Annotated in this window: 3 protein-coding genes; all 3 read right to left on the reverse strand. The window is 34.2% G+C overall.

The genetic code is table 11. The features are described from left to right. Positions 1–129 precede the first annotated feature (129 nt). Positions 130–1881, reverse strand: coding sequence for a PHA/PHB synthase family protein (locus tag Megvenef_RS07960; protein ID WP_322777418.1), 1752 nt, complete (start codon positions 1879–1881; stop codon positions 130–132). Further along, complete coding sequence (gene trmFO / locus Megvenef_RS07965) at positions 1874–3217, reverse strand: methylenetetrahydrofolate--tRNA-(uracil(54)-C(5))-methyltransferase (FADH(2)-oxidizing) TrmFO (RefSeq protein WP_322777419.1); 1344 nt, start codon at positions 3215–3217, stop codon at positions 1874–1876. The genes Megvenef_RS07960 and trmFO overlap by 8 nt, the downstream gene beginning before the upstream one ends. Further along, positions 3214–3659, reverse strand: a 446-nt coding sequence (locus Megvenef_RS07970) for a hypothetical protein (protein ID WP_322777420.1), incomplete at its 5' end; no start/stop codon positions are given. The genes Megvenef_RS07970 and trmFO, both read right to left, overlap by 4 nt.

Raw genomic sequence — 3659 nt, forward strand, 5'->3', positions numbered from 1 at the left:
AAAAAATGAATGTGCGGTGATTTATTTTTGAAATTCTTGAAATTATATCAAAAATTTAGAGTTTTGACGGAGAGACTAATTAATTACATACGAATTATTTACCACGGGAAAGCTAAATGAATTTTTTATTCATTTCTTAACATAGTTACCTGGAGCTGGTTCAATAAATTCTAGCTTATCGTAATCAATGGATTTTTCTATGTTCCCACTATGCACCGTCAACCATTCTTTCCAACCATTCCACCACGATCCTTGCTCAGATTTAGCTGATTGTTGCCAAATCTTAGAATCAGCATCAACGTTCTCGCCTATAATATAAGAATATTTTTTATTGTTTGCTGGATTAACTACACCGGCAACATGTCCAGCATCAGTTAAGCAAAAAGTTTTATGACCAGAAAGTATTTTATAACCATCATATACTGCATTCCAAAGAGCAATATGATCACCTTTTGCAGCCAAAGAGAATGATGGTATATCAATCTTTGAAACATCGATCTTAGTACCTAACATTTCAAGCGCATCGGGCAATATAAGCTTATTGTCAATATACATATTTTTTAAGTAGTAAATATACATTTTTGCCGGAAGATTTGTAGGGTCAGAATTCCAATACAGAATATCAAATGCGGCCGGAGCCTTGCCTAATAAATAATTATTTACAAAGAAAGACCATACGAGATCGTTTGCACGAATCAAGCTAAAACTATTTGATAAATATTTTCCATCTAAATAGCCTTTTGCATTAACATCTTGCTCAATCAACGGAAATGTATGCTTATTTACCAGAGCACCGACTTCACCAGGGTTAGAAAAATCTACAAGAGTCGTAAGATAAGTTGCACTAGCAATTGATTTATCTTTTTTACTCTTTAAGTAGCTCAAAGCAATAGTAAGCAGGGTTCCACCAATACAATATCCAAGAGTATTAATCTTGTTAAATCCGAGTTTTTTAATTTCATTTATTGCATCAAGGATCCCTTCTTTTAAGTAATCTTCAAAATCTTTGTGAGCATGCTTCTTCTTTGGATTAACCCAAGAAATCAAGAAAACTTGAAAATTATTATCAACTAACCACTTAACCATCGAATTATTCTCTGAAAGATCAAGTACATAATATTTATTTATCCATGGAGGAATAATAAGCAATGGAACTGCGTAAGCTTCTTCTTTTGGTTGGTAACAAATCAATTGCATTAAGTCATTTTGGTATATTACCTTACCTTTTGTTGCGGCTATATCTTTACCAATTTTGAAATATGATTTATCAGTAGTTGATATATTGAATAAATCCTTAGATTTTTTTATATCTTCAAGAAAATTTTCCATACCTTTGACAATATTTTCTAGTCCACTTTCAAGAGATTCTTTTATAACTACAGGATTACTAAATGCAAAGTTTGTTGGTGAAACTGCATCAATAAACTGCCCTGTCGAAAATTGGACATATCTCTTACTATCCTCATCAAGGTCATATTGCGCAATGCCTTTTTGTATCCAGTCTGAAGTAATTAAATAATACTGCTTAATAAAATCAAAATAAATATTTTGATTCCACTCTGGGTCTTTAAATCTTCTATCAGTCGATTCTTCCTCAGTAACAGACTTACCCTTTTTTTTGCCAATAAATTTATTAACTGAATCACTAATTAGTCTTTGAAAGGTTTGTACATATTCTAAATTTATATCAGTAAATTTTTCTGGATGTTCAATAATTTGCTCAAATACTTTAGAAGTCGTTTCTTGGTATTTTTCATTAACGGAATATTTCAAAGGAGCAACAAAATTCTTATTATTTAAAACATGAGTAAGGATCTCCTGATAGTAAATACCAACTTTTTGACAATTTTCTAGAAATTCATCACTAGTTATTTTATGCATATTTAACTCCTTCTTGATTAATCCAGGCATCAAGAGATGCTAATGCCCTTGCTGAAATAGCGGCACCCCTATCCTGTTTTGAACGTATCCTCTGATCAAATTCAGGAATCAGACCAAAATTAATATTCATTGGTTGAAAAGTTGTAGAATCAGCTCCATACGTTAAGTGTAAAAGTAAGCTTCCTATTGCTGTTTGAGCTGGAGGTGTAGCAATTTGTTTTCCTTGTAATTCATAGGAAGAAAATAGGCCCGCTAACAATCCCATTGCCGCACTTTCTACATACCCCTCTACCCCAGTGATCTGACCGGCAAATTTTATATTCGGCCGCGCTTTGAGTTCTAATTTTGATCCAAGCAACTTTGGGCTGTTAATGAATGTATTGCGATGCAACCCACCAAGTCTAGCAAATTCAGCATTTTGAAGCCCCGGTATAGAACAAAAAATTTCCTTTTGTGCTCCATATTTCAACTTCGTCTGAAAACCAACAATGTTATATAAACTACCCAAAGCATTGTCTTGGCGTAATTGCAAAACTGCATATGGTTTCTCCGGGCTGTACGGATTAGTAAGACCAACAGGTTTCATAGGACCAAATCTTAAAGTCTCTCGTCCCCGCTGAGCCATTATCTCAATAGGTAAGCACCCATTAAAATATGGTGTATCTTTTTCCCATTCTTTGAATTCTGTTTTCTCACCCAAGAGTAATTTGTCTATAAAATCGTAATATTGATCCTTATTCAACGGACAATTAATATAATCTTTGCCAGTACCACCAGGGCCCTCCTTATCATATCTAGATTGGAACCAGGCTATATTAAAATCTATAGTTTCTTTGTACACTATCGGGGCAATAGCATCAAAAAATGCCAACTTATCTTCCCCTGTTACATCCCTAATATGTAAGCCAAGCCCACCTGATGTTAGAGGGCCTGTGGCAATTATCCAATTACCTTCTGAGGGTAACTCTTTAATTTCATCTCTCACAATAGTAATATTGCTATGCTTGCTTATTAAATCAGTGACCATTTGAGAAAATTGATCTCGATCCATAGCTAAAGCAGATCCAGCCGGAACTTTTGTTTTATCTGCAGCGCGCATAATGAGAGAATCTAATCTTCTCATTTCTTCGTGTAGTAGACCAATAGCACTAGTTGGATCATCGTTTCTAAATGAATTTGAACAGACTAGTTCAGCTAATTTGTCAGTTTGGTGAGCTTCAGTTTTCCTTGATTGATTACGCATCTCATATAGAGTAACCTCTATACCACGGTTTGCAGCTTGCCAAGCCGCTTCGGCACCAGCTAAACCGCCACCGACTATATTTAATTTTTTCATTGCGACAATTTATACTTCCTAAAAAGATAGACATAGTAAATCAATAAGCTAAGCAATACAAAACAAATTGAAATTAGAAAGCCATTTTCACCTAATGTATCCTCAGAAGTGTCAATTGTTATATAACCACAATAGTATCCTGCGCAACATCCTAATAGATATAATGAGAAAGCTGTAACAAGATTAATCTCATCAAACTTTTTGGTTATTCCCAATATATTAGTTACAAAAACTATTGAATACAGCACCCCAAGTATGAACCAGCCAACCAATCCTAAAACATTATATCCTGCCCAAAATGGCATGGTAACAAATAAAGTAAAGGATAATCCTATAGAACCTATACTCACTCTATGAATATTAACTTTTTTCAATAGTGCTGATATCAACGTCATCGCTATCGACCAGCTCATGAAATTTTGTATTCGCGCTTTTTTCTGCT

The organism is Candidatus Megaera venefica (assembly GCF_034554655.1).
In the GTDB taxonomy this organism is placed as follows: domain Bacteria; phylum Pseudomonadota; class Alphaproteobacteria; order Rickettsiales; family Rickettsiaceae; genus Megaera_A; species Megaera_A venefica.